The 24,527-nt window shown below is 50.7% G+C and carries 26 protein-coding genes; 18 read left to right on the forward strand and 8 right to left on the reverse strand.

The features are described from left to right. Positions 1–56: 56 nt before the first annotated feature. Genes ruvA through QJT81_21160 form a run of 3 tightly spaced genes read right to left on the reverse strand, consistent with a single transcriptional unit; the run spans position 57 to position 1,920 of the window. Entirely contained in the window at positions 57–656 is a 600-nt protein-coding gene (ruvA, locus tag QJT81_21150) for a Holliday junction branch migration protein RuvA (protein ID WGZ94251.1), read from the reverse strand. A gap of 4 nt (positions 657–660) precedes the next feature. Next, complete coding sequence (gene ruvC, locus QJT81_21155) at positions 661–1,170, reverse strand: crossover junction endodeoxyribonuclease RuvC (GenBank protein WGZ94252.1); 510 nt, start codon at positions 1,168–1,170, stop codon at positions 661–663. After that, positions 1,171–1,920 (reverse strand): YebC/PmpR family DNA-binding transcriptional regulator, encoded by a 750-nt coding sequence (locus QJT81_21160; protein WGZ94253.1) that lies wholly within the window; start codon positions 1,918–1,920, stop codon positions 1,171–1,173. 128 nt (positions 1,921–2,048) lie between these two features. Here QJT81_21160 and QJT81_21165 point away from each other — a divergent pair, with 128 nt between their 5' ends. Continuing rightward, a complete protein-coding gene (locus tag QJT81_21165) occupies positions 2,049–2,822 on the forward strand; it encodes a hypothetical protein (GenBank protein ID WGZ94254.1) in 774 nt (257 codons plus the stop codon). A gap of 240 nt (positions 2,823–3,062) precedes the next feature. Here QJT81_21165 and QJT81_21170 read toward each other — a convergent pair whose 3' ends face one another. Then, the gene (locus QJT81_21170; GenBank protein ID WGZ94255.1) at positions 3,063–3,227 is read right to left on the reverse strand and encodes a rubredoxin; all 165 of its coding nucleotides are present in this window, start codon (positions 3,225–3,227) and stop codon (positions 3,063–3,065) included. A gap of 126 nt (positions 3,228–3,353) precedes the next feature. On the opposite strand from QJT81_21170, the gene QJT81_21175 reads away from it, so the two are divergent. Genes QJT81_21175 through QJT81_21190 form a run of 4 tightly spaced genes read left to right on the forward strand, consistent with a single transcriptional unit; the run spans position 3,354 to position 6,644 of the window. Then, on the forward strand, positions 3,354–3,755 hold the full coding sequence (locus tag QJT81_21175) for a hypothetical protein (protein WGZ94256.1): 402 nt from the start codon (positions 3,354–3,356) through the stop codon (positions 3,753–3,755). Between the two features lie 43 nt (positions 3,756–3,798). Continuing rightward, the gene (locus tag QJT81_21180) at positions 3,799–4,980 is read left to right on the forward strand and encodes a hypothetical protein (protein WGZ94257.1); all 1,182 of its coding nucleotides are present in this window, start codon (positions 3,799–3,801) and stop codon (positions 4,978–4,980) included. An 18-nt stretch (positions 4,981–4,998) separates the two neighbouring features. Beyond that, entirely contained in the window at positions 4,999–5,769 is a 771-nt protein-coding gene (locus tag QJT81_21185; GenBank protein ID WGZ94258.1) for a sulfite exporter TauE/SafE family protein, read from the forward strand. After that, positions 5,766–6,644: a fumarylacetoacetate hydrolase family protein gene (locus QJT81_21190; protein ID WGZ94259.1), complete on the forward strand. Its 879-nt coding sequence runs from the start codon at positions 5,766–5,768 to the stop codon at positions 6,642–6,644. Before QJT81_21185 ends, QJT81_21190 begins: the two co-directional genes overlap by 4 nt. Here QJT81_21190 and QJT81_21195 read toward each other — a convergent pair. Next, on the reverse strand, positions 6,641–7,813 hold the full coding sequence (locus tag QJT81_21195; protein ID WGZ94260.1) for an ATP-binding protein: 1,173 nt from the start codon (positions 7,811–7,813) through the stop codon (positions 6,641–6,643). The genes QJT81_21190 and QJT81_21195 overlap by 4 nt on opposite strands. 234 nt (positions 7,814–8,047) lie before the next feature. Between QJT81_21195 and QJT81_21200 the strand changes: the two genes are divergently transcribed. The 5 genes from QJT81_21200 (at position 8,048) to QJT81_21220 (ending at position 11,612) form a co-directional block, all read left to right on the forward strand. Then, positions 8,048–8,701 (forward strand): response regulator transcription factor, encoded by a 654-nt coding sequence (locus tag QJT81_21200; protein WGZ94261.1) that lies wholly within the window; start codon positions 8,048–8,050, stop codon positions 8,699–8,701. Between the two features lie 19 nt (positions 8,702–8,720). Then, positions 8,721–9,680, forward strand: coding sequence for a HAMP domain-containing sensor histidine kinase (locus QJT81_21205; protein ID WGZ94262.1), 960 nt, complete (start codon positions 8,721–8,723; stop codon positions 9,678–9,680). A gap of 129 nt (positions 9,681–9,809) precedes the next feature. Beyond that, a complete protein-coding gene (locus QJT81_21210; protein WGZ94263.1) occupies positions 9,810–10,196 on the forward strand; it encodes a hypothetical protein in 387 nt (128 codons plus the stop codon). A gap of 11 nt (positions 10,197–10,207) precedes the next feature. Continuing rightward, positions 10,208–11,032, forward strand: a complete 825-nt coding sequence (locus QJT81_21215) for a hypothetical protein (GenBank protein WGZ94264.1) — start codon at positions 10,208–10,210, stop codon at positions 11,030–11,032. Positions 11,033–11,096: 64 nt separating this feature from the next. Continuing rightward, on the forward strand, positions 11,097–11,612 hold the full coding sequence (locus QJT81_21220) for a hypothetical protein (protein WGZ94265.1): 516 nt from the start codon (positions 11,097–11,099) through the stop codon (positions 11,610–11,612). Positions 11,613–11,769: 157 nt separating this feature from the next. Here the strand turns inward: QJT81_21220 and QJT81_21225 are convergent, their stop codons facing one another. Next, positions 11,770–12,825: a transposase gene (locus tag QJT81_21225; protein ID WGZ94266.1), complete on the reverse strand. Its 1,056-nt coding sequence runs from the start codon at positions 12,823–12,825 to the stop codon at positions 11,770–11,772. A gap of 106 nt (positions 12,826–12,931) precedes the next feature. Between QJT81_21225 and QJT81_21230 the strand changes: the two genes are divergently transcribed. The 8 genes from QJT81_21230 (at position 12,932) to QJT81_21265 (ending at position 22,829) form a co-directional block, all read left to right on the forward strand. Continuing rightward, positions 12,932–13,846 (forward strand): hypothetical protein, encoded by a 915-nt coding sequence (locus tag QJT81_21230; GenBank protein WGZ94267.1) that lies wholly within the window; start codon positions 12,932–12,934, stop codon positions 13,844–13,846. 3 nt (positions 13,847–13,849) lie between these two features. After that, positions 13,850–14,911 (forward strand): amidohydrolase family protein, encoded by a 1,062-nt coding sequence (locus tag QJT81_21235; GenBank protein ID WGZ94268.1) that lies wholly within the window; start codon positions 13,850–13,852, stop codon positions 14,909–14,911. Positions 14,912–14,981: 70 nt separating this feature from the next. Further along, positions 14,982–15,803 carry a DNA/RNA non-specific endonuclease gene (locus QJT81_21240; GenBank protein ID WGZ94269.1) on the forward strand — a complete coding sequence of 274 codons (822 nt, stop codon included), beginning with the start codon at positions 14,982–14,984 and terminating at the stop codon, positions 15,801–15,803. A gap of 10 nt (positions 15,804–15,813) precedes the next feature. Beyond that, positions 15,814–16,065 (forward strand): hypothetical protein, encoded by a 252-nt coding sequence (locus tag QJT81_21245; protein WGZ94270.1) that lies wholly within the window; start codon positions 15,814–15,816, stop codon positions 16,063–16,065. Positions 16,066–16,138: 73 nt separating this feature from the next. After that, complete coding sequence (polA, locus tag QJT81_21250; protein ID WGZ94271.1) at positions 16,139–18,898, forward strand: DNA polymerase I; 2,760 nt, start codon at positions 16,139–16,141, stop codon at positions 18,896–18,898. Between the two features lie 79 nt (positions 18,899–18,977). Further along, positions 18,978–20,381, forward strand: a complete 1,404-nt coding sequence (locus QJT81_21255) for an OmpP1/FadL family transporter (GenBank protein ID WGZ94272.1) — start codon at positions 18,978–18,980, stop codon at positions 20,379–20,381. A 12-nt stretch (positions 20,382–20,393) separates the two neighbouring features. Further along, positions 20,394–22,415 carry a lipase gene (locus QJT81_21260; protein ID WGZ94273.1) on the forward strand — a complete coding sequence of 674 codons (2,022 nt, stop codon included), beginning with the start codon at positions 20,394–20,396 and terminating at the stop codon, positions 22,413–22,415. Between the two features lie 114 nt (positions 22,416–22,529). Next, a complete protein-coding gene (locus QJT81_21265) occupies positions 22,530–22,829 on the forward strand; it encodes a TusE/DsrC/DsvC family sulfur relay protein (GenBank protein WGZ94274.1) in 300 nt (99 codons plus the stop codon). 23 nt (positions 22,830–22,852) lie between these two features. Here the strand turns inward: QJT81_21265 and QJT81_21270 are convergent, their stop codons facing one another. Both QJT81_21270 and QJT81_21275 read right to left on the reverse strand, forming a co-directional pair. After that, entirely contained in the window at positions 22,853–24,043 is a 1,191-nt protein-coding gene (locus QJT81_21270) for an NAD(P)/FAD-dependent oxidoreductase (protein ID WGZ94275.1), read from the reverse strand. 82 nt (positions 24,044–24,125) lie between these two features. Continuing rightward, positions 24,126–24,479: a 3D domain-containing protein gene (locus QJT81_21275; GenBank protein ID WGZ94276.1), complete on the reverse strand. Its 354-nt coding sequence runs from the start codon at positions 24,477–24,479 to the stop codon at positions 24,126–24,128. Positions 24,480–24,527 lie beyond the last annotated feature (48 nt).

Below are 24,527 nucleotides of genomic sequence, written 5' to 3' on the forward strand. Positions count from 1 at the left end.
TGAGGATTGGCAAGTGATTATTTTGGAAAAGGATTTTTCAGTAAGCCTGCCAACCGTCATTTCAAGCTGGCACGGAGGGCTTGGCGAATCATGTCTTCCACACTCAAGCCTTGGTCTTCGTAAGCCGCAATCATCTGGCTGGCTTGCGCCGGTTTGTAACCTAAAGCCAGCAGTGCATTGATGGCTTCATCACTAGCGGAAACACTGGGGACAGATGTGGTGGTTGGGGTGTGGATGCTATCGCTGATTTCTGCTTTGGGCAAGCGGTCACGTAACTCAATCACCAAGCGCTCCGCTGTTTTCTTGCCAACGCCCGGAATGCGGCTCAAACGGGCAATATCCGCCGCGTGAATCACTTGATTGAATTCCAAAGGACTCATGCCCGACACAATCGCCAATGCCATTTTGGGGCCAACCCCATTCACTTTGAGCAAATGGCGGAATAATTCACGCTCGGTTTGGGAACTGAAGCCGTACAGCAATTGCGCATCTTCACGCACCACAAAATGGGTATAGAGCGTCACCTCTTGGTGCAATTCCGGCAGATCGTAGAACGTGGTCATCGAAGCCTGCACTTCATAACCCACGCCATTCACATCCAGCAATAAATCGGGGGGTTGTTTGATGAGTAATTTACCGCGCAATAATCCAATCATGTGATTACCTCGATTTCATGGCTTGAGCAAGGCGATTATTCAAATGGCTCGCGTGCGCATGGCACAACGCCACGGCTAAGGCATCGGCGGTATCCGCTTGCAAACGCCCCTGCAAACCCAGCAACAGTTTAACCATGTGTTGCACCTGCGTTTTATCCGCCCCACCTTTGCCGACGGTGGCTTGCTTGACTTCTTTGGGGCTGTATTCCGCCACCGGTAAGCCAGATATCACGCCCGCACAAATCGCCGCACCGCGTGCCTGCCCTAATTTTAGTGCAGAAGCGGCATTGTTGGAGACGAACACGCTTTCAATCGCCATTTCAATGGGTTGGTATTCGCAGATAATGCGGGTAAGTTCGCTGAAAATCGTGCCAAGGCGTTCAGGAAAATCCGCATCGCCCAAGCGCAAGCACGTGCTGAAAACGTGCTGATTGCGCCGCCCATCGGTGTCGATAATCCCGATTCCCGTCTGGCGCGAACCGGGGTCAATGCCCAGAATACGGCGGGTGGTCACTTAACCATGCGCCGCTAAGGCTTCATCGCTGAAATCCGCATTGGTGAAGACTTCTTGCACGTCATCCAAATCTTCGAGCATGTCGATCATTTTCAGCAATTTGGCAGCGGTATCGCCTTCAACCAGCGTGAGGTTGTCCGCCCGCATGGTGACTTCATCATGGTCGGGGGTGAAACCGGCGGCAATCAGGGCAACTTTCACGGCAGCGAAATCTTCCGGGGTGGTGACGATTTCAGCCGAGCCGTCATCATCCATCTGAATGTCGTCAGCACCGGCTTCGAGGGCGGCCTCCATGAGCTTTTCTTCATCCAAACCGGGGGCGAAGTTCATCACACCGATTTTCTTGAACTGGAACGCGACCGAGCCGTTCGTGCCAAGGTTGCCGCCGTGTTTGGTGAGGGCGTGGCGCACTTCGCCCACGGTGCGGTTGACGTTATCGGTCATGGTTTCGACGATCACCGCAATGCCGCCGGGGCCGTAGCCTTCGTAACGCACTTCGGAATAGTTTTCCATGCTGGTTTCACCTGCGCCGCGTTTGCAGGCTTTCTCAATGGTGTCTTTGGTCATGTTGGCCGCCAAGCCTTTGTCCACGGCTAAACGCAAGCGTGGGTAAGCGTTGGGGTCGGACGTTTTGCCTTCGCGCGCCGCGACGGTGATTTCGCGGATGATTTTCGTCCAAATTTTGCCGCGTTTTTTATCCACTGCGGCTTTTTGGTGTTTGATGTTTGCCCATTTGCTATGACCGGCCATGTCGAACTCTCGTCGTTAATCTCAAAAAATGCCGCTCAGTTTAGCATAATTGGCAAAAGTTTCAGACTGCTATCAGCAAAACTCGGTTCTGCGCTACTATCCTCGCTTTCGATTCTGGGCTTATTCGCATGGCAGCACTTTCCAACCGCAAGACTATCCATGGCAACGCGCTGACGTTCGTCAAAGAATGGGGCAATGAAACGCGGGAGGAAGCCGAAGCCAAGTCCTTTTGGGATGCGTTTTTTGCCATTTTCGGGGTCAATCGCAAGAGTGTCGCGGCGTTTGAACATGCCGTCGAGCGCACTGATAACACCAAAGGCTTTATTGACCTGTTTTGGAAAGGCGTGTTGCTGGTTGAACATAAATCACGCGGTAAATCCCTCGATAAAGCCAAGTCGCAAGCCTTTGATTATGTCCAGCAGATAAAAGACCAGCGCGTCCGCCCGCGTTACGTGTTGCTGTCGGATTTTGCCCGCTTCAAACTGTATGACCTTGATCGGCGTTTGGAGCATGACATTGCGATTGAGGACTTGCCCGATAAGATCGAGTTTTTCGATTTCATGGCGGGGTTGGACAATCACGGGGAAAGCATTCAGGAATACGCGCTGAATATTAAGGCGGCGGAACGCTTGGGCAAGCTGCATGACGCGCTACAGGATGCGGGTTGTGCGGGGCATGAGCTGGAAGTGTTTTTGGTGTGTATTTTGTTCTGTTTGTTTGCGGAAGATACGGGGATTTTTTCCCGCCACCAGTTCTACAACTACCTCGAACATTTTACTGCGCCAGACGGTTCTGACACGGATTCACGCCTCAACAAGCTGTTTCAAACCTTGGATAAGCCGGTGCAGGCGCGGGGCAAGCATTTGCTGGCAGAGTTGAAGGTGGCGGTGTGCTGTTACTAATGCTTTGAGGATAGCGGGTGTTTCCAGTTGCGGTAACAAGTCTGTTAACATGGCAAGTTGCATGTTTTTCTCTCATCTTCTCAAAAACACACCTTTTTGGTGTATATCGTTCCGCATCTTCTCAAAAAACGCGATTTTTGAGAAGATGAATCTTTGATTAAGTAATGAGCTTTGAATCATTGCCATTGTCGACCTCTCTTACCCAAAATGGGCATTAACTCCAACAACGATACAACATAATTAGATTTCCATCATCTCAAAATCATCCTTACTCACCCCGCACTCCGGGCAGCGCCAATCGTCGGGAATCGCTTCCCAAGGTGTACCCGGCACGATACCTTCTTCTGGCAAACCCTTGGCTTCTTCGTAAATCCAGCCGCACACGACACATACCCATGTTTTCATCTAAGCTACTACCTGCTAGTCATAATAATGACATGATTTTCAGGTAAATGGCTGGGGGAAGCAAAAAAGCTGGTGTTGTTAGGGATTTTGTTACCATTGTCATACGAATCAGAGGAATTGAGTGTTGTGATGCTGTGGGTTTTTTTTGGCCTAATCTTGGTGCTGGTGGCAGGATTTGCGTATCGTGCAGGTGTAAACCGTGGACGCCTTGAGGGTTATCAGGCAGGCATGGGCGACGGTGTGAAGAAAGGTCACGAAGAGGGCATGAAAGTCGGTCTCAAAGCCGGAATCAAAGAACACATGGTCACAACCTTGGTGGATGCCAAACCTATTCCGGGGATGCACGAAGACTTGCACCAGCAAGTGAAAGAGGAAGTGCTGAAAGCGATTAACACCAAACCGGAACAGAAAAAAGCCTCCGCTGCTCCCAAGCCCAGTTTGGTAAACATGCTCTGGGAAGAGTTCGGCGGCTGGTTACTGCTGGCTTTGTTCGTGTTGCTGCTTGTATACCTGTTCCGATCGGGGTAAAAACACACGGGAGTTTTCCCATAACTAAAGTGATGTCGCACCCATGAAAACAGCACCCCGTGAAATCGCTACCCCTTGCCCGCAAATGTCCCTGAAAGTGCCGCAAGGTATGACGCAGGTGGAATTTTTCAACAGCCCCGCCAACCTGAAAAACCTTGCCGAAGAAAACGGCTTGTTCCGCACCCCGGAAGATTTATTGCTCTACCGCAAGCTGGTGGGGCATAGCGTGGAATTCGACACCTCGATTATTCTGGATTGTTCGCGCCGCATTCTTGACCCGCTGGGTCGCCCGGTGCGCCGCGATCAAATGAAACGTCAGGAAAAGAAAGTCTGGTCGAAGATGACGCAAATCATCTGCGATTACATGTTTGAGAAATACCCCGACCCTGCCGAACACCTGATTTTATGCGGGGAAGCCAGCCTGGATTCGACCTGGCCGTTAAACAAGCCGGGTGTTCCCAGTATCCGCATGATTCACAATCACTTTATGGTGTTCCCGATGGCGGAATTGCGCAATGCCAAGGAAGCCGATGCCAATAACCCCAACCTCACCGACAGCGGGCATAACACGTTATTTTTGCGCCAACTGAGCGAGGCTTACGGCAAATTTTTGGAAGTGTTGGATCTGCAAATCCTCAAGCTATTGCCAACCGAAGAAGCCTCCTTGCGCTTGACTGGCTACCCGCAAGGCTTGCCCTGTTGGGAAGTGGTCGGCGGTGCGGAACGCTTGAAAGACCGGTATTTCTGGCACGAATACGAGCAAGTGTTACGCGGCTTTTTGGATTTCTACCGCACCTTCTTTTCGCTGGTGGCGACGGGCGAAGCGCGAGTGCCGGACAATGCCAATTTCCCGAACCAGATTGATGATGTGTTACTGGGTAATCAGCGTTTTGTACGGGTCGCACGCGATTTGCGCGAAAAAGTGATTCAAGACCCGCAATTTGCCAACGATATTCGCTGGCGACCGGCATACAAGCAAATCCTGTTCCGTGACGATAAAGGGCGCTTGGTGGTAACGATTTCGCAGAATTCGGTGGGCAATGCAATCACCGAATTGCTGGGCATTGTGGTGAAACGCCAAGTCGATTCCGACGCTTACGCTGCCGTGGAAGAGGGATTGGTCAGCCGTTTGTTGGAGGTGCGTGGACGCTTGCAGGCCGCTAACTTGGGTGAATCGTTGTCTGCCCCGTGCTGGCCGAATGGTCATTACCAGCCGTGCCGTTAAGTGAAGTATATTAGCTGAATGAACGTATTATCTGACCCGTTAACGCTAACCATGGCGGTGTTGGCACTGCTTATCGTCGGCATTTCCAAAGGTGGCATGGGCGGCGGTTTGGGGGTATTGGGTGTGCCGTTAATGGCGTTGACCATGCCCCCGGCGCAAGCGGCGGCGATTTTGCTGCCGATTTTGTGCGTAATGGATTTGATGGCGTTGAAAGCCTTTTGGCAACGCTGGTCATGGGCGCACCTTCAGCAATTATTGCCCGCTGCTATTCTGGGCATTGTGATTGGAGCGCTCACTTTTACGTATTTTCGTGCCAGCGATGTGCGGTTGTTGGTGGGGCTGATTGCGGTCGGGTTTGCGTTGAATTATTGGTTCAAGCCCTTCCAGCGCTTGGCAATGGGTAAACCGGGGGCAAAGGCGGGGTTGTTTTGGGGCAGTATTGCGGGGTTCACCAGTTTTGTGGCGCACGCGGGCGGCCCGCCGGTGAATATTTACCTGTTGCCGCAAAAGTTGGATAAGACGGTGTATCAGGCGACCACGGTGTTGTTTTTTACCAGCGTGAATTACGTGAAGTTGATTCCTTATGCGGCGTTGGGGCAATTCAACAGCACCAACATCGGCGCGTCGGTGCTGTTGTTACCGATTGCGGCATTCGGGATTTGGTTGGGCTACAAACTGCATCACCGGGTACCGGAAAAGCAGTTTTTTCAAGTCGCGTATGTGTTTTTGTTCCTCACTGGCTGTAAGTTAATGGTTGACGGTATGCAAGGCTTAGGAGTGTTGGGATGAAACTGGGAACGTGTGTGTATCAACAACAAACGTATGTGTGCATAGCAGCAGGCGATACGGTGCTGCTTCCGGCGTTGGATGCGGCGTTTGATCAACCCGCGTGGCGCGATATGTTGGCGCTGATTGATAGCGACATCGACTTGCAGGCCGTGCGTCACACCTTAACGGCCGCGATGCACGTGCCATTGGCGGACGTGACTTTGCTGGCACCGATTCCGCGTCCGCGCAAAAACGTGATGTGCTTGGGGCTGAATTATCTGGAACATGCGCAAGAAACCGCGAACCAAATCGGGCGCACCGGCAAAGCGCCGCAATACCCGATTGTGTTTACCAAATGCCCGACCAGCGTGATTGGGCATGAAGCTACCGTGCCGTTTGACCCGGAGACTTGTTCACAATTGGATTGGGAGGCGGAATTGGGTGTGGTGTTGGGCACAGGCGGTAAAAAAATTACCCGCGAGAATGCCTTGGCGCATGTGTTTGGTTACACCGTGATTAATGACTTGAGTGCGCGGGATATTCAGTTGAATCACAAGCAGTATTTTCTGGGCAAAAGCATCGACGGCGGTTGCCCGATGGGGCCCTGGATTGTGACGGCGGATGAGATTGCTGATCCACAAGCGCTGGCGATTGCGTGTCGGGTGAATGGCGTGACGAAACAGGCATCGAATACGCGCCAGATGATTTTTGACGTGGCGAGCATTATTGCATGGCTGTCGCGGGGGATGACGCTGGAAGCGGGCGATGTGATTGCCACGGGTACACCAAGTGGTGTGGGTTTTGTGCGTGAACCGCCGGAATATTTATTGCCGGGGGACGTGGTGGAATGTGAGGTGGAAGGCGTGGGGGTGTTGCGCAATACCATCGCCAGTTAAATGCTGGACAATTGACCCCACGGTATTACCCGCACGCCGTGACGGATTTGTGGTGTATCGCCCGCGTATGCGATTTTCCCCTGACTAACGTTCAGTTGGGTTGCCAGTTCTTCGCGGCTGGCGGCTTGGGTGAAATTCTTGAAAAATTCACTGTTGATGGTTTGCGCCGATTTGATTTCTACGGGAGTCAACCCTTCCGGTGTTTCCATCAGTACGTCGAATTCTAACCCGCTGTTTTCACGGTAATGGTACAGCCCCGGTTTTTTTCCTTGATTGAGGTAGTGCTTGTGCAATTCGGCAACCACCCACGACTCGAAAATAGCTCCGCGTAAGGGGTGTAGCCGTAATTGTTCGGGATTGCTGATGCCCAACAGGGAGCACACCACGCCCGTGTCGAGAAAATGCAGTTTGGGGGTTTTGACCAGCCGTTTACGAATATTGCCGAGCCAAGGCATGAGCGTTGCGGTGAGAAAACTTTCCTGTAAAACCGATGACCAGTTGCGAATGGTGTTGTGCGACAGCCCCACATCATTGCCGAGCGTAGTGTAATTCACTTCCTGCGCCGTGTGCGCGGCGGATAATTGCAGGAAGCGGAAAAATTGATCGAGATTACCAACGTTGACCAATTGGCGTACATCGCGTTGCAAATAGGTGAGGATGTAGTCTGCCAGCCATTCCTCTGGTGCAACCGCTTGATTATAGAGACGCGGGTAGCCACCTTTCCAAACCGCTTCCCAGACGTTGGCAGGAGGTGTCGCGGCTTGGCTGATTTCGGCATAACTGAGCGGCAAAAGGGTGAGAATGGCGGTGCGACCCGCCAAGGATTGTGACACTTTGGCGGAAATGACCAGATTTTGCGAACCGGTCAGGATGTATTGCCCCATGTTGCCGTTGTTATCCACCCGATCTTGGATGTAGTGCAGCAATTCCGGTGCATTCTGAATTTCGTCTAACACCACCCCTTTGTCGCCGAATTGATCCAGAAAACCACGCGGGTCAGCTTTGGCGTAATCGCGGGTATCCAACGGTTCGAGCGAAACGTAGGCTTTGTCGCTGAAGGTGGCTTTGCACAGCGTGGTTTTACCGGATTGACGCGGCCCCAGCAGAGTAACGACAGGGTTGCTGGCGGCGCGTTGGCGTAATACAGCGGTTAAGGTACGGGGGATCATGGTTTGCCTCAGCAGCATTCTTGCAGATTGTAAGTTGGACTTATAAAGTGTAGGCCATCTATATGTACAGCGCTACACCACGCCCCATTACAAATGTCTAAAAATACTGCGTTAAGTCAAATAGTCATTAAAAAATTTGTTCATGGTTATATCCGTTGTCGAATTTTATTCCTATATACCTATAGAATTAGGCATACTTTTTAAGTGTTATGTGAAGTATCAAGGGGCTTAATCATGCGTATTTTGATTGTGGATGATCACCCGTTATTTCGTGAAGCGTTAGGCAGTTTGCTCGAGCGCTTTTACCCCAGTGCTGCGGTATTTGAAGTCGGTTCGGTGGAAGAGGCCGAAGGTGTAGTGCGTCAATATGCACCGTTTGATTTGATTATGTTGGATGTTTTGTTACCGGGGCAAAGCGGTGTGGCGGGCTTGGAAACGTTACACGCCAACGTTACGACGGATACGCCGATTGTGATTATGTCCGGCTCGGACAATTCAGAGATGATGAATCAAGCACTTGCCAAGGGTGCGCGGGGTTATATTGCCAAGTCAGCGGGCGTGGGCGATGTCAAAAATGCGTTGCATTTAATTTTGGCGGGGGAAATTTATATTTCACCGTCGATGTTAGCCGAGGTGCGCCAACGTGCGGAAACGAAAGACCCACCTCCCCCGAATTTGCTACCTCCTGTCGATAACAGTGGTTTGACGCCGCGTCAGCGCGATGTCATCCGTTTGATGGCGCGAGGTTTACCCAATAAATCCATCGCCAGAGAGCTGAATTGTTCGGATGGCACGGTGAAACTGCATGTGAGTGCGATTTTGCGCACCCTCCATGCGCGTAATCGGACAGAAGCGGTGCAGGCAGCGACCCGTTTGGGTGTGTTGTAACTTGACCCAGTGAGGATTCATGCAGCCACAACCACCGATTCAGGATGAGGCGTGGGACGCTTATTTACGGCGGCATTATTACCGTTTATTGGTGCAAGTAATTCTGCCGCTGATCCTGACGACGGTAGTGTTTGTGCTGGGCGGGGTCTTTTGTAGCGCTATTCCTTGGTGGTATTGGTTGCTGGGCTATGTGGGGCTGGCAGCATTATTTTTCAGATTCGGGCACGCTTTACACGCTGAATTGCAGGAATTGTTTGCGGCGCAATTGCACTGCACTGTGATTGAACACGAAGCGCATTGTTTTCAGCGTGATGCTGCCGTTGGGCATTCTGTCTGCGTTGTTACCCATGAAATTAATAACCTGATCGGCATCGCCAAGATGTCGGTGGATAACCTGCGCTATTCCCCGGTGGCTATGCCTAAAGACATAGACCGCTTGGAAAAAGCCTTGGGCTATATGACTCAAGTAACCCATTTGATATTGGATGGGATAGGCAATAAGCACACGACCACCCGCACGCTTTCGCTGGCAGAACTGCAAGAGGATGTGCGTTTATTAATAGGGCATGGGCAATCCCACCCGCAAGTGGCGTTGTCGGTGGTGTTCCCGGCGGATGCGTCACAGTACCGTTTTGAGGAACGCACCGGGGCGACTTATCTGATTATTCATAACTTAGTGAAGAATGCGTTGGAGGCGGTGGAGGCGCGGTTTGGGGAACAGTTGGGGGGTGAGATTAGGGTTACTGCTGAAGTCTTGGATAATCAGATAGTTATTGCGGTGGAAGATAATGGCGTGGGGATGACGGCGGAGCAAATTGAGGCGCTGATGCGAGGGAATGGGCAGAGTTTTAAGGTGAATGGGCATGGGTTGGGGCTGGGGTTTGTGCACAGGGAATGTGAAAAAAGTGGTTTCACGTGTGGATTTGTCAAAATGCCGGTTCAAGGCATGAAATTTCACGTAGGTATAGCATTACGCTGATACATTTATTAAAAATACTATAAATTTCGTCTATGATTTATTGTCTATAGCTAATAAAAATAATTTTGGTATAACTGTAGGCAAGATTAAACCCCCAGTGAATTGCCACTCTGGCAATAGGAGGCTGTGATGCCAAGCCCTACACCCGTCAATGCATGGCGTGAGAATCAAGCGTGTGTTGCCACCTATACGGTGTTAGAAAGCGATAAGTTTTTGGATCAATTTGAGCAGTTAGATGTGCCTTTTGATAAAGCAGCAACATTAGCGATGAAAGAGCTGCGTTATTTTCCCAGCACCACCAACAACTCCAGTTTATTAGCCGTTTTGTCCTTGGAAATTGCTAGAAAGTTTGTAAAACACTTAATCAGTATTTTTACGGTGAGGCGACAGCATTCTGCGGGTTCATCTGCTGAGGTGATTCAGGCCATTGCACAGGTATTCGCGAATGGCGATAAAACGCTTGTGGATCTAGCGGTTGTGGTTGATGAACAAATTAAATTTCCAGACGAGCACTGAGGTGTATCGCAATGAATACTAAATTAGGCGTGTTATTTGCTTTATTATCTGGCGGTGTTTTGATGAATGCCCAAGCAAATGCTGCTGATCTGTCACCTAAAGTAGCAAATCTCAACCCAGTTGTTATGGATACAGGTAATGCGGGTGAAACAGTTTTAGGTCTGGAGTATCAATTTAAGGGTGATTTGTTATCTAAGGCATTGTCTGACAATGAAGGCTCTGATTTATTAGCGGCAGATGGATCAATACGGAATGTGGTATTAAGTTATGATATACGCGGTACTTTAGCCACAGATAAAGAAAAAAATCCCAAGGATTTTCAAACTTTCGGTTTAGATGTGCAACTACTCCATAGTACGGATAAGGGTACGCTAAAAAGTGGGGCTTTTGTAAAGTATGAAATGGATCAGGGGTTTGATAGTAAACAATGGCGTTATGGTTTAGGGGCTACCTATGGTAAAAGCAGTTTATTGGCATCGCATGATTTTTTGGGTGTCGATGTCAATTATGGAACCATTGCGGTTGATAGCGATGTTGAACGTGAAGCCTTGTTGGGTGAAGAAACGTTAGCGGATTATGATAGGGTGGATGCCGAAGTGCTTTACCTATACCCATTAAAGAATCCACTGATTGACACGGTTGAATTTAATTATCGGATTTTTTATGAGTTAGATGCGCCGGATATTATTAAAGCTAATCGATTAGATCAATATGAGCTGATAACCTTACATCTGGGGTTGAAAAACAAACTGTACCTTGCTTACAGTGAAGGCAAATTGCCTTTTGATAGACAAGCGGGGCAGTTATTTCAGTTGGGTATTTCACATAACTTTTAAATGGTTAATGATTTAAAGCGTTTTGTGTTAATGCAATGTTTAATTAATTCATGAGGGTGGGGCTATGAAAATTCAAAAAGAAACCTTTTTTGCACAGATTGGTAGTACATTATTTAAAAATCGTCTTAGTGATACGCAACGGCAAGGGCTAAACACTTTGTTGGGTTATTGGGAACAACATTTTTCTAAGCAAGATTTGCGTTGGTTAGCTTATGTGTTAGGTACTGTACACCATGAAGTCAGAAAATCAATGCAGCCTATTCATGAGGATGGTGCTGACCAATACTTTTTTGATAAATATGATATTCAAGGGCATAACCCGGAAACAGCGAAAGAGTTAGGCAATATTTATCCTGGAGACGGCGTTAAGTTTCATGGGCGCGGGTTTGTGCAACTAACCGGCAGGAGTAATTATGCGTATTGGGCAAAGCGTTTAAACCTTGATTTGTTGAATGACCCTGACAACGCCTTACAGCCAGAGGTGGCAACCATTATCCTGTTTCATGGCATGATTGAAGGGCGTTTTACCGGAGCGACTTGCAAAATCCGACAAACTGAGTTGCTCAATTTTCAGCATTGACCGAACGCCGCATATTCAGCCGATTTTTTACTCAATTTGACCAACGAAACCTGAGCTTTTTCAGTTTTACCGTAACTTTTGCTAAATTTCACCCATACCGATGCGACTGCTCCTGTTTTTCAGTCAGTCTTCCCGTGTTTTTTCAAACCCAGTCGCTTTATAACAAGACACGCATCAGTTGATCAGCACTCAACACCAAAATCCCAAACATCAAGTGGCTGTAAACTTTTTGCGCACCTTGCACCCACACATTCCGACCACCAAATTCATCCTTCAGGCGGGCATTGGTTCGTTCTACGGTGCTGCGAATTTTGTAACGCTCGGCATCAGCAGGTTCAAACGCTTCTTTCTGTCCGCCGCGAGGATTGTGATCAATCAGAGGGACATGCCCCAGATGACGGCTGTATTCGTGCAAATCAGCACTGCAATAGGCCGCATCCATCAGGTCGTAGAGACTGGTGACACGTTGGGCACTGATTTGAGAGAGTGGGATGGCTGCCCCGCTGTCGTGAAAGGAGGCGGAAGACAGAATGGCTGCTATCGGGACACCACAATCGGCGGTATCGATATGCAGTTTGTAGCCGTTCCAACTGTGCTTGTAGCCTTGGGCATTCTTCTTCGTCCCCCGGTTACACTGAACCGGTATCTCATCGAGTGCTTGCTGAAGTGACTGTTCCCGTTGGCGCTGAATCCGTGTTTGCCCTTGTTTTTTCTTTGGCTTTTCCTCGGCAACAGGCCGTTCACGTGCCTCAATGGCTGTTGAATCCCGACACAGGTGGCCGATCAGCGCATCGCCCAAATACGTTTTCACCAACGTTTCATGCACACGTTCCGCTAAACGCTGTTCAGCAAATTCAGCGAAGGCACGTGAAAAGGTGGATTCGGAAGGCAGTTTCTTGGTCAGGGGAAACCCGCAGATGCGTCGCAGGGAGCGATCGTTTTGCAGCCGGTCAATGAGTGCTCGCGTATTGACAATATTGAGCACGCTTTTGGCGACAAAAGCATTGGCAAACCAAGATCGCTCCGTCGCTGGCCGTCCAGACCCATCACGAAAAGAGCGCACAAAATCTTCAATGCGCGTCAGCTCCAGTACGTGAATGAGCTTTTCAAGCTTGGGGGTCAATGTGCCAAAGGCATCATTGAAGCAAGGCAGTATTTCAATTTGCAGCAAACTCCAGCGTTGTGCAATCAGGGCGCGTTCGGTAGAATTCATAGCGTGGGCTTAATGGTTGTTTTGACGCTTCTATTATCGCCGAAAACGGCAGCCCACACTTCTTTTTTCCTTCAGATGAAGGAAGGTTCACGCTGAAAATGTAATTTTGCAAGTGGCTCTCTTAAAAACATTAAAAGATAAAACAGTGATTCGTCAAAACAAAGAACGTTATGTGGTGTATTTTGATGATAGCCTGAATTTGCGTTGGGAGTTTCATGCGGACGTAAAAGATCGGGTTAATGCGTATGCGTGTATGATGGAAATTGAACACGTTGCTGCGTTGCCCATCGACTATTTGAGTAAAAAACACTTGATGGCATGGGGTAAAATGTTGGCTCACGCGATTTCGTTAGCTACCATGCATAAAGTTGAAGACGCTACTAAAGTGGCTAAAGCTGCAAAGAAGTTTATTAATGCACGTGCCAGAGAAAAAGCTAGATTCTGGTGGGTGCAAGCCAGTGTTGTCTGTTCCTTCTTGTTGTTTTTTACCTATGCAGTCACATTGTTCTATTTGCCAGAGCAAATAAATGGCGTTGCGGGTATTAATTCTGATGAGGTTTTCTTAATAGCAACAGCGATTATCTTTGGTGTGATTGGGTCACAATTTTCCGTGTTAGAGCGCTTGGGTGATATAGAAGTTGATCCTTCAGCCGGTAAAACTGTGTATTGGGTGGATGCAGTGGTGAGGATATTAACCGGTGCATTTGCAGCAGTCGTCAGTTATGCTGCTTTAAAGTCAGATATTATTCTGGGTTTTTTAAATGCAGATACAAGTGGCACAGTAGATAATAAATATTTTTGGATTGTGGCATTTATTTCAATGTTGAGTGGCTTTAGTGAGCGTTTCGTGCCAAGTCTCTTAAGAAAAGCGGAAGAAGAAAACGGTAACGGTCATGTGAAACCGGAGGGTGATACAAACCCCAAAGAAGAACAGCACAAGCCACTGCCTCAAGATGAGACTTCCCGCCTAGAAACAGAGAATCAAACCACCGCAAGCACCTTGAGTAAGGATGAGGGATAAGTGATGTCAAGCAACACGTTAAGCGAACAGGTGATTTATAATTGCCACACCCACATTTTTACCCACAAGCACATACCCGATGGTTATTTTCCGTTTTTTATTGTGCCGTTGGCACGCAATAAGGTGATACGGGGGGTGTTAAACACGGTCATGCAAAGAATTGTGCCTTGGACAACCAACGATCGGTTACAGCGTTGCGCTAACTTTATCAGTTTTGCTTATAAAAAGGGGCAGGAAGAGAACTTCAAAGCGTTAATGAATTATTACCCGCAAGGGACGCGCTTTGTGGTATTGCCGATGGACATGGCTCACATGGAAGCAGGCAAGGTCTTGGAGGATATTGATCAGCAACATCAAGAATTAGCAGACCTTACCCAGCGTAAGGAATATAAAAACATTCTGATTCCTTTTGCCCACATTGACCCGCGTCACCCTGCGGCGTTGGCGCGTTTGACGCGGTTGGTGGAGGAGAAACAGTTTCGCGGTGTTAAAATTTACCCTCCGTTAGGGTATTACCCTTGCGACCCTGTATTGATGCGCGACATTTACCCTTTCATGGTCAAGCATAAGCTGCCGTTGATAGCGCATTGTTCGCCGGGGTCAGTGAATACCAAACACTTGCCGTTTGAAGTGGCGCAGGGCTTAGCAGACCCTAAACATTACGCAGCGGTGATGGAAGCATTTCCCGATCTCAAAATCTGCCTCTCGCATTTTGGCGGCATTTCAGAATGGCAGCGTTATTTGACCCGCGACCGATCGGTTAATAACCCGACTTGGCTGGAAAAAATCCTCGATATGATGCGCAGCGGGGACTACCCTAACCTTTATGCAGACGTTTCCTATACAGTTTTTAATTTTCAAGAAAACATTACCTTATTGAAGGTGCTGTTAGAGGATGAGAGCGTGCGTTCTCAAGTGTTGTTTGGTTCCGATTTTTACATGACCAGCAATGAGCGTTACCCTGAACGGCGTTTGTCAATCGACCTACGAGCTGCGTTGGGCGAAACCTTGTTTTGGCAAATTGCTAACCAGAACCCGAAAAAGTTTTTAGCGGAAGCTGCTTAACACCGGGGACACCTTGGTGAGTTGTCAGTTAGACTTACAATTTGTCGAAAATAACGCTGGGGGCTTGCTGATGAATACAATGTCTAACCGTGTGTTAATCACACTATTTACCTTATTGAGCTTAACGGCTTGTGCATCCAATAATACCGCCTCATCGGGTTCTGGTGCGACGAACACCGGTGCTACGGCGAGCACCGCTGGCAGTGCCAGTGCTTGCCCGCAGCATCACGCTAACGGCGATATGCCGCAATTGGTGAACGCGAAACTGGCGGCTAAAACGCAGGCGTTGTGTTTTACGGAATTTGCGGTACTGCATTCGGGGGTGACACGCACCCCGTTATGGGCGAGTGAGCACATGACGTATGCCGAGCTGCTGATGGATATTGACCGGACTGACAATTTCTACGCTGAGCCGCGTCTAACGGTGGATGAGCGTGCTGAACTGGCTGATTATGCAGGCTCTGGTTTTGATCGTGGGCATTTGGTTCCAGCCGGTGATATGCCGACGGTGGAGGCGATGCGTGAAAGTTTTTCCCTCGCGAATATGACACCGCAAAATCCATCGAATAACCGGGGGTTGTGGTCAAGCATTGAGTCACGCACCCGCGATTTAGCCAAGCAGCGCGGTGAGTTGTATGTGGTTTCTGGTGCCATTTTTGCGGGAGCCTCGCTGCAACGCATCAATAATCGGGTGTTAGTGCCAAGCAGTTACTTCAAAGCGATTTACGACGCCAATACGGGGGAAAGTGGGGCGTATTGGGTTGCAAACGATGCTAACAGGAACTACAAAATGATGAGCATTGCCGAGTTGACGCAAACGGCAGGCATTGACCCTTTCCCTAGCATCGACGCTTTCAGCAAAGCTAATGTAATGCCTTTACCGCAACCTTGAGCATAGCCCGATGGATTTTTTCAAGAATGAAGCCGAAACCCGCTTATTGCAGGATTTAACCATTGAAAACCGTTTGGATCGCGTATCCTTGCACGGTAGTTTGGATATTACGCACGATGCCGCCGGTTTAGCGCTTGCCCTCAAACTCAAAGACATGCTGGATGCTGTGGTGCAAATATTGAGCACTGAACAAGCCAGCGGTGTTTTGCCGGAAAAAATTAGCCTTAAAACGAGTGATGAAGTGGCTAATCCATTTGCGTAATATGCGCTGAGGGCATAGGGGCGGCGGCGAGAAACCGCTATACTCAAGGTTTTAACGCCGTAAGCCAGCCCTTATGACTACCCATAGCAGCAAGCCTCTTGTCCTCGTTGATGGTTCTTCCTATCTGTTTCGTGCGTTCCACGCCCTGCCGCCGTTGACCAATGCGCACGGCGAACCCACCGGAGCCATGCACGGTGTGCTCAATATGCTGGATAAATTGCGCAAGGATTACGACCCGGAACACATGGCGGTGATTTTCGACGCACCCGGCAAAACGTTTCGCGATGACCTGTACCCGCAATACAAAGCTAACCGCCCGCCGATGCCAGACGATTTGCGCTGCCAAATCGAACCGTTGCTGGACATTATCCGCGCTCAAGGCTACCCGTTGTTGATTATTCCTGATGTGGAGGCCGATGATGTCATCGGTACATTGGCAAAGGAATACACGGGTAAGGTCATTATTTCCACTGGCGACAAGGACATGGCGCAACTGGTGGATGAACGTGTCCATCTCATCAACACCATGAGCGGGCATTATGCTGACCCTGCGGGGGTCGTCGAAAAGTTTGGGGTTGCACCGGAACGCATTCGTGACTACCTCGCCTTGATTGGTGATTCGGTGGATAACGTTCCCGGTGTTGCCAAAGTCGGCCCGAAAACGGCGGTGAAATGGCTGGAAGAATACGGTTCACTGGAAAACATCATCGCGCGTGCTAACGAATTCAAGGGCAAGATCGGCGAAAACCTGCGCGAAGCGTTGGCGCACCTGCCGCTGTCGTATGAGCTGGTGACGATCAAATGCGATGTAGCACTGGATTTGCAACCGGAAACGCTGGCGTTTAACCCGCAGGATGTGGATAGGTTGCGGGTGTTGTATGAGCGGTATGGGTTTCGGACGCGGTTGGCGGCGTTGGATGTGCTGGAGAAAATCCCCCCTAGCCCCCCTTTTTCAAAGGGGGGAACAGGAGAGGGCGACCTGCAACTGCCTCTTGCCCCCCCCTTTGAAAAAGGGGGGACGGGGGGGATTTATTCTTCCATCCTCTCGCAAGAAGACCTCGACACTTGGCTAACCCGTCTGCAAGCCGCTGGCGAATTCGCTTTCGATACCGAAACCACCAGTCTCAACTATATGGAGGCGGAAATCGTGGGGGTATCGTTTGCCATCCAACCCGGCGAAGCGGCTTATTTGCCATTGGCACACGATTATCTCGGTGCACCAGCGCAACTCGACCGTGACGCCGTGTTTGCCCAACTCAAACCGCTGCTAGAAAACCCTGGCCTGCGCAAGATTGGGCAGAATCTCAAATACGACCGCAGCGTCCTGCTCAACCATGGCATCGAATTGCGGGGTATCGCCCATGACACCATGCTCGAATCCTACGTGCTGGATTCCACCGCCAGCCGCCACGATTTCGATACCTTGTGTGAAAAGCACCTCAATCACACTACTATCCATTTTGAAGATATTGCGGGCAAGGGCAAAAACCAGATCACCTTCAATCAAGTCGCTTTGGAACAGGCCACACCTTATGCCGCCGAAGATGCGGATTATACGTTGCGCTTGCATCGGCATTTCTGGCCGCAGTTGCAGGCACTCGATGCGCAGCGTCAGTTGTATGAGGCAGTGGAAGTGCCGTTGGTGAGTGTGCTTTCCACCATTGAACGCAACGGTGTGAAAGTCGATGCCATGATGCTCGCCAAACAAAGCAAGGAGCTGGAAGCGCGGATGCATACGGTTATGCAACAGGCTTACACTGTTGCCGGGCAGGAATTCAACCTTGCCTCACCCAAGCAGATTCAGGAAATCTTTTTCGACAAACTGGGCTTGCCGGTGTTGCGCAAAACGCCGAAGGGGCAACCGTCCACCGCTGAAGATGTGTTGGAAGAGTTGGCGGAGATGGGGCATGACTTGCCGTCGTTGATTTTGGAACATCGCGGTTTGGCAAAACTGAAGTCCACTTACACGGATAAGTTACCGGAACAAATCAATCCACGTACCGGGCGGGTGCATACGTCCTACCATCAGGCGGTGGCTTCGACTGGGCGTTTGTCGTCGTCTGACCCGAATTTGCAGAATATTCCGATACGCAATGAGGAGGGGCGGCGGATTCGCCAAGCCTTTATCGCGGAAAGCGGTTGCAAGCTGTTGGCGGCGGATTATTCCCAGATCGAATTGCGTATCATGGCTCACTTATCCGGCGATAAAGGGCTGTTGGAGGCATTTGCACAGGGTTTGGATGTGCATCGGGCAACGGCGGCGGAAGTGTTTGGTACAGCATTGGCGGCGGTGACGACCGCGCAACGTCGGGCGGCGAAGGCGATCAATTTTGGGTTGATTTATGGGATGTCCGCGTTCGGTTTGGCGAAACAACTCGGCGTTGACCGCAAAGACGCACAAGCTTACGTTGACCTGTATTTCGCCCGTTACCCCGGTGTGAAGCAGTACATGGATGACACCCGCGAACAAGCACGGGCGCAAGGCTATGTGGAAACGCTGTTTGGGCGGCGCTTATTTTTGCCGGACATCAAGTCCAAAAATGCGGCGACACGCCAGTACGCCGAACGCACAGCGATTAATGCCCCCATGCAAGGGACGGCGGCTGACATTATTAAAAAGGCGATGATTGCGGTGGATAGCTGGCTACGGAGCAGTGGTTTGCACACCAAGATGATTATGCAAGTACACGACGAACTGGTGTTTGAAGTGCCGGAAGCCGAGTTGGCAACCGTGCGCTCACAGGTCACGGCACTCATGACGGCAGCGGCTCAGTTGGCTGTGCCGCTCTTGGTCGAGAGTGGCGTGGGCGATAATTGGGACGAGGCGCATTGAAAAGGTGTCATGACGTAAGAGAGGTGCGTCATGGCTGTATGGAAGCGTATGAATAATGTGAAATAGGAGGAGATTGATCATGGTTAACTTCATGGCGAAAAGTGTGTTAGCGACGGTGGTGAGTGCCGCGTTGAGTACCACGGTTCAAGCGGCTGGATTTGCGTTGGCCAACCAGTCAGGTTCGGGCGCAGGGAATGCGTATGCGGGTGGGGCAGCAGCGATTGATGATGCATCGGTCGTTTGGTTCAATCCCGCTGCGATGACAGCCTTGGGTGAGGGTACAAAAACCAGTGTCGCCGCACACGTGATTGCTCCCAAGGCGGATTTCACCGATAAGGCATCACGGGTTAACCCGGCACTGACCGGGGGCAATGTGGCGTTAGCGGAGACAACCTTAACGGGAATCAACGATGGTGGAGGACACGCAGCGCCGGTTCCTAATGCCTACGCGGTACGCAGCTATGGCGACAAGTTGAGTGCCGGTATCGGTATCAATGCCCCCTTCGGCTTGGGTACTGAATACGAAGAGGATTGGATTGGGCGTTACAATGCGTTGAAATCTGCAATTAAAACCGTCAATGTCAACCCGGCACTGGCCTATCAGGTGAATGATAAGCTCAGTGTCGGCGCAGGGGTGAGTGCGCAATACATTCACGTTGAGTTACAAAGTGCGATTGATTCAGCCGCTGCTTGCCGTAGCATTGCCAGTGCCGCGAACAGTGGCGCATTATTGACGCAGTGTCTGGCGCGTTTGCCTGCCTTGTCGAATGCGGCAACCGATAGCAAGGTGACGATCAGTGGTGATGACATCTCTTTCGGGGTGAATGCGGGGGCGTTATACCAGGCAACGCCAAAGACACGGGTGGGGGTGAATTACCGTTCCGCGCTGGATCATGAGTTGGAAGGTGAAGTCGAGTATGACATTGATGCGAGTTTGCAACCCATTGTGACGGCAACCGGTATTACCCGTTTCAATACGGCTGATGCGACCGCAGAGGCTAATTTACCTGCGAGTTTTTCCGTGTCGGCGGCGCATAAAGTGAATGAGCGTTTAGACGTCATGGGCGATGTGACCCGTACCAACTGGAGCAGCTTTGAAAGCCTGACTGTTAAAAAAACGGCAGATGGTTCCTTAGTCACGGATGTGCCTCAGGCATGGGAGGATGTGAACCGCTACAGTGTCGGGGCGAATTACCAATATAACGATCGCCTGAAGTTGCGTGGCGGGGTGGCATTTGATGAAACCCCCGTGCCTAGCCCACAATTGCGTACTGCACGTACCCCGGATGCGGATCGGACGTGGGTATCCGCTGGTGCGAATTACAAGCTGAAAAAGAATTTGGATGTGGATGTCGGTTACACCCACATTTTCACGGATGAAACCCCGATTGATAATGTCAGTACGGATAATGGTTATGCCCTGCGTGGTGTGTACGATTCCAGTGTGGATATTGTCAGCGCTCAATTGAACTGGTCGTTTTAGAAGGAGTTTCCCATGAAATTACAGCTTTTATCACGGAATATTCTGCTGGCCTTGGCTGTGTCAGGGTTGGGAGCCTGCGGCGACTCCAGCGATTATGATTTCAGTGCCAACGCCAATGGCACGACGGGGAGGGGCACGGCAGTGGCACGGTTTGATCCTCGTAGCGGCGTGATTCCGCAAACCAATGACCTGTTGCTGGCAGGGTCAACGGATGGCACCTTGAATATTCCCACTGCCACCATCACCAACCCCGGTCAGCTTGGCTTGGTGAACAGCCTGAATACCTTGGACGGTTTTGGCCTGACCGCACCGATTACAGCGGCGTTTGGCGCGAGTCTGAAAGCAGGTTCGCTGCAAACGGGTAGCAGTGTGCGGGTGTTTGAGGTGCGTAAGGATGTCGCTACTCAAGCCATTACCGGGGTTGTTCGTGAAGTAACGGCGGCTGAATTGTTGGCAACCGCTGTGGGAACGCAGCAGGATACCTTAGCCTTAGTGCCGTTAAAGCCGTTGAAGGAGAGCACGAGTTATTTGGTGGTGTTAACCAATGCCATTCAAGGGAGTGATGGACGGGCGGCAACCAGTGATTCGGCCTATTTGCTGGCAAAAAGCACGACCCCCTTAAGCGGTGAGTACGCAGCGTTAGAACCCTTGCGTCAACTAATCAATAACCAAGAGGCTATTGCTGCCAATCAAGGTGTCAGTGCGGCGACTATCGTGTTGAGTTGGAGTTTTACTACGCAATCGGTTACGCCAGTGTTGGAGGCGATGCAGCGGCAAGCAGCGGCAAGCCCACTGCTGATTTCCCCGACGTTGGGGGCAAGCAATACCTTTGTTCCGGCGTTAGCGGGAAAAGCTAATGTGCATATCGGCACATTAGACGTACCGTATTACCTGACAGCGCCCAGTACCGCGAATCCGACCGCGCCGTTGACGACGGCTTGGTCGGGAGCAGCAGGTTCTTTTTTAACCCGCTATAATCCAGCTCCAGTCGCGACGTCTACGCAGACCGTGCCTGTGTTGATGAGTGTGCCGAATGCCAGTGCGTTGGCGGGGGCAACACCGCCTGCGGGTGGTTGGCCTGTGGTGATTTTCCAGCATGGGATTACCCGTAACCGCCAAGACTTGCTGGCAGTCGCGGATACACTGGCGGATGCGGGGTATGTCGGAATTGCGATTGACTTACCGTTGCATGGGGTAACAGAGGATGCCAATCCCTTGCGTGCAGACAAAAATGCCGCGTTTGCGAACGATGTGGAACGTACCTTTAATTTGGATGTGCAAAATGCCTCGACCGGTACAGCGGGAGCCGATGGTGTTATTGACAGTTCCGGTACGCATTTCATCAATTTAGGCAGTTTACTCACCTCACGTGACAATATCCGCCAAGGGATTGCGGATTTGTTGGTGTTACGGCGCAGTTTGGGCAATATCACTGCCGTGCCTTTAAATACCGCTAAGGTCGGTTTTGTGGGGCATTCGTTAGGGGGAGTTATTGGTACGGGGTATTTGGCAGCGGAAACGGCTGCAACGCCTGCATCTTTGGTGACAACGGGCGGGGGAATTGCGCGGTTGTTGGATGGCTCGGCGAGTTTTGGCCCGGTGATTCAGGCGGGTCTGGGCAGTGCAGGGCTGACACCGGGGTCGGCAGCGTATGACGCTTTTATGGTGGTGGCGCAGACGGTGATTGATCCGGCTGACCCAGTGGTATTGGGAGCGCAGGCGGCGGCTAAGCATCCTGTGCACATGATTGAGGTGTTAGGGGATCAGGTCATTCCTAACCGTGTGACGGGAGCGCCACTGTCCGGCACGGAGCCACTGGCAAGCGTGATGCAATTGACGAGCAGAACCGCAACCGCTGCGGGTGAAGATGGTATTGTGCGTTTCAATAGCGGTGCACACAGTTCGGTGCTTGACCCTAGTGTTAATTTGGCGGTAACGGTGGAAATGCAGCGCCAGATTGCGGCTTTCCAATTGGCGGGGGGAGCTGCCATTGCCATTAATGACAGCACGGTGATTGCCGGTGCAGCACCTTGAGCCAGTGGGCGGGGTAAGCAATGGCTTATAGCCAGTGTGAGTATTGACACGCCCCGCCCTTTTATCAGTAAAATACCCTACTAAATTACTAGGCAATTTGAGGAGACTTAAACAATGAGTGTAGAAATTCCAGCACGCGATGGTGACGGTTACTTACTGAGCATGGATGATTGGACACCGGAAATTGGTAAAGCCATGGCAGAAGCTGATGGTGTCGAACTGACCGATGCCAAGTGGGAACAGATCATGAAAGCGCGTGAGTATTATGATGATCAGGCTGTGGTTCCACCGATCCGTAAATTCTCCAAATTCATCAATATGGATCAGAAAGAGCTGTTCGCGCAGTGGAAAACCGGGCCAATGAAGCCCATTACCAAATATGGTGGTCTGCCTAAGCCTACTGGCTGCGTATAATGAAATGATGGGTGTGTGGGGGGCTAAACGTACTGCCCCGCACACCACCCTGATGCCCATGCCCACTGAAAGTTATATCCCCCTAACCAACCGGTTACATCCACCGTTTCACCAATAAAATACAGCCCCGGTACGTGGCGAGCCTCCAAGGTTTTAGACGAGAGTTCGCGGGTATCCACCCCACCTAAACTGACTTCAGCGGTACGCATTCCTTCTGTGCCTGCGGGGGTTAATTCCCAAGCGTGTAATTGCTCAGCAATGGATTGCAGCAGTTTGTCGCCGTATTGTCCTAAGGGACGATTGGGGAACACGGTTTCGCACAAGCGTTGTGCCAGTCGATTGGGTAAGACGTCTGCGAGTACCGTTTTCAATTCGGCCTTTGGGCGTTGTTTCTGTAGTGTTTGTAGCCAACTTAAAGCATCCCGCCCCGGTAGTAAATCAATCTGTACCGCTGCACCTTTTTGCCAGTAAGATGAAATTTGTAACATTGCCGGGCCACTCAAGCCTCGGTGAGTAAATAGCATGTCTTCGCGGAAATAACCTTCCCCACAACTGACCGCAACGGGGGTACTCACACCGGCTAAGCCCGCAAACAGGCCATCCAGCATGGTTTGGGTAAACGTGAAGGGGACGAGCGCTGGGGAAAAGGGGATATTTTTCAAGCCAAACTGTTTCGCAACGTGTATGCCAAAATCGGTTGCACCCATGCGAGGAATCGAAGGCCCGCCAGTGGCAATCACGAGGGCGGTGGTTTGGAATGCGCCTTGGGTGGTTTGCAGGTGAAAGCGCTCGGTGGCGCGGCTAATGGCCTGAATCTCGGTATTCAGGCGCAAGTGTACGCCTGCATCGCGGCATTCTGCCCATAGCATCTCAACGATGGCTGGTGCTTTTTGGTCACAAAAGAGTTGCCCTAAGGTTTTTTCATGCCAGCTCAGGCTGTGCTTACGCATTAAGTCGAGGAAGTCGGCTGGGGTATAACGCGCCAGGGCTGATTTGCAAAAGTGGGGATTCTGCGACAAATAGGCGGCTGGGTTGACATGCAAATTGGTGAAATTACAACGCCCACCACCGGAGATGAGGATTTTTTTGCCGATTTTGTCCGCTTTATCCAGCAGTAGCACACGCCGTCCGCGTTTTCCGGCTGTCGCGGCACACAGTAAACCCGCCGCGCCAGCGCCGAGGATTACAACATCATAAGGTTCTAGGGTTTGCATGGGCGCATGATAAACTTGTGGCAACCAAGAAAAAAGCCCGCAATGTGCGGGCTTGAGAGAATCCTTCAATCGTGTGGTTTTTTTACCAATGAATGGTGACTTTGCGTTTTCCCCAACGCTTGGCTTCGTGGACATCTTTTCCCATGTAGATGTCAATTTTTTTGCGCCAGCGTGAGTGCATTTTGTCGAGTACGACATATTCACCGACATAGCGGCCGTCGAGGCCACTGATTCTGACTTTATCACCACGGGTTAGGCCATGCTGTTTGAGTAAATCACTCGAAATGGCAATAGCTTTTACGCCCGGTTTTAGGCGGTCACCCCATGCGGCGACATCTGGAGTACTATCGGTCTGTTTAGAAACCGAATTATAAGCGGTAGCGGTTACCTTTAGGCTGTTTGGCCGTTTCTGCCCTGCCGAGGCGATTCCAACCATGCTAATGGTCAGAAGAACCACTGTTAGGAGACGTGTTACAGTAAACAT

The organism is Candidatus Thiothrix putei, from assembly GCA_029972225.1.
Lineage (GTDB): Bacteria > Pseudomonadota > Gammaproteobacteria > Thiotrichales > Thiotrichaceae > Thiothrix > Thiothrix putei.

What these genes read in the sequence shown, in the direction of transcription:
- ruvA (WGZ94251.1), bottom strand. Translation starts at nt 656, where the DNA reads ATGATTGGATTATTGCGCGGTAAATTACTCATCAAACAACCCCCCGAT.
- QJT81_21160 (WGZ94253.1), bottom strand. Translation starts at nt 1,920, where the DNA reads ATGGCCGGTCATAGCAAATGGGCAAACATCAAACACCAAAAAGCCGCA.
- QJT81_21165 (WGZ94254.1), top strand. Translation starts at nt 2,049, where the DNA reads ATGGCAGCACTTTCCAACCGCAAGACTATCCATGGCAACGCGCTGACG.
- QJT81_21170 (WGZ94255.1), bottom strand. Translation starts at nt 3,227, where the DNA reads ATGAAAACATGGGTATGTGTCGTGTGCGGCTGGATTTACGAAGAAGCC.
- QJT81_21180 (WGZ94257.1), top strand. Translation starts at nt 3,799, where the DNA reads ATGAAAACAGCACCCCGTGAAATCGCTACCCCTTGCCCGCAAATGTCC.
- QJT81_21185 (WGZ94258.1), top strand. Translation starts at nt 4,999, where the DNA reads ATGAACGTATTATCTGACCCGTTAACGCTAACCATGGCGGTGTTGGCA.
- QJT81_21190 (WGZ94259.1), top strand. Translation starts at nt 5,766, where the DNA reads ATGAAACTGGGAACGTGTGTGTATCAACAACAAACGTATGTGTGCATA.
- QJT81_21195 (WGZ94260.1), bottom strand. Translation starts at nt 7,813, where the DNA reads ATGATCCCCCGTACCTTAACCGCTGTATTACGCCAACGCGCCGCCAGC.
- QJT81_21200 (WGZ94261.1), top strand. Translation starts at nt 8,048, where the DNA reads ATGCGTATTTTGATTGTGGATGATCACCCGTTATTTCGTGAAGCGTTA.
- QJT81_21205 (WGZ94262.1), top strand. Translation starts at nt 8,721, where the DNA reads ATGCAGCCACAACCACCGATTCAGGATGAGGCGTGGGACGCTTATTTA.
- QJT81_21210 (WGZ94263.1), top strand. Translation starts at nt 9,810, where the DNA reads ATGCCAAGCCCTACACCCGTCAATGCATGGCGTGAGAATCAAGCGTGT.
- QJT81_21215 (WGZ94264.1), top strand. Translation starts at nt 10,208, where the DNA reads ATGAATACTAAATTAGGCGTGTTATTTGCTTTATTATCTGGCGGTGTT.
- QJT81_21220 (WGZ94265.1), top strand. Translation starts at nt 11,097, where the DNA reads ATGAAAATTCAAAAAGAAACCTTTTTTGCACAGATTGGTAGTACATTA.
- QJT81_21225 (WGZ94266.1), bottom strand. Translation starts at nt 12,825, where the DNA reads ATGAATTCTACCGAACGCGCCCTGATTGCACAACGCTGGAGTTTGCTG.
- QJT81_21235 (WGZ94268.1), top strand. Translation starts at nt 13,850, where the DNA reads ATGTCAAGCAACACGTTAAGCGAACAGGTGATTTATAATTGCCACACC.
- QJT81_21240 (WGZ94269.1), top strand. Translation starts at nt 14,982, where the DNA reads ATGAATACAATGTCTAACCGTGTGTTAATCACACTATTTACCTTATTG.
- QJT81_21245 (WGZ94270.1), top strand. Translation starts at nt 15,814, where the DNA reads ATGGATTTTTTCAAGAATGAAGCCGAAACCCGCTTATTGCAGGATTTA.
- polA (WGZ94271.1), top strand. Translation starts at nt 16,139, where the DNA reads ATGACTACCCATAGCAGCAAGCCTCTTGTCCTCGTTGATGGTTCTTCC.
- QJT81_21255 (WGZ94272.1), top strand. Translation starts at nt 18,978, where the DNA reads ATGGTTAACTTCATGGCGAAAAGTGTGTTAGCGACGGTGGTGAGTGCC.
- QJT81_21260 (WGZ94273.1), top strand. Translation starts at nt 20,394, where the DNA reads ATGAAATTACAGCTTTTATCACGGAATATTCTGCTGGCCTTGGCTGTG.
- QJT81_21265 (WGZ94274.1), top strand. Translation starts at nt 22,530, where the DNA reads ATGAGTGTAGAAATTCCAGCACGCGATGGTGACGGTTACTTACTGAGC.
- QJT81_21270 (WGZ94275.1), bottom strand. Translation starts at nt 24,043, where the DNA reads ATGCAAACCCTAGAACCTTATGATGTTGTAATCCTCGGCGCTGGCGCG.
- QJT81_21275 (WGZ94276.1), bottom strand. Translation starts at nt 24,479, where the DNA reads ATGGTTGGAATCGCCTCGGCAGGGCAGAAACGGCCAAACAGCCTAAAG.